The organism is Vibrio sp. T9 (assembly GCF_003123985.1).
Taxonomy (GTDB): Bacteria; Pseudomonadota; Gammaproteobacteria; order Enterobacterales; family Vibrionaceae; genus Vibrio; species Vibrio diabolicus.
On sequence record NZ_NIGY01000155.1, the window covers coordinates 1 to 318 of the forward strand.

The 318-nt window shown below is 66.4% G+C and carries 1 protein-coding gene; it reads left to right on the forward strand.

What is annotated here, in order from left to right; translation table 11 throughout:
• On the forward strand, nucleotides 1–235 hold a 235-nt coding region (locus tag CBX98_RS25875), incomplete at its 5' end, for a DUF1203 domain-containing protein (RefSeq protein WP_146192941.1).
• Between the last annotated feature and the right edge of the window lie 83 nt (nucleotides 236–318).

Sequence of the window (318 nt, forward strand, 5' to 3'; positions counted from 1 at the left end):
CGAGGGTGCGACGGAGGCCTGCGATGTGAGCGACGAGGTGCCCGAGGTATTGCGCACCCGCACACTCGCATTGCGCGGATTCGACGAGCGCGATCACATCGCCAGTGCCGTTCTCGTCGAGGGGTCCGTGCTGGATGAAGCGATCGAACAGATGTTCGCGATGTCCAGCGTCCGCTATGCGCACGTGCACTACGCGGCCTACGGCTGCTATGCCGCGCGCATCGATCGGGCCTGAACCCCATGCTTGCGGGCGGCGTGGCGGGAGACCGTCAACGCCGCCAGGGCCAGCGCCGTCAATAACAGGGAGACTAGCGGCAG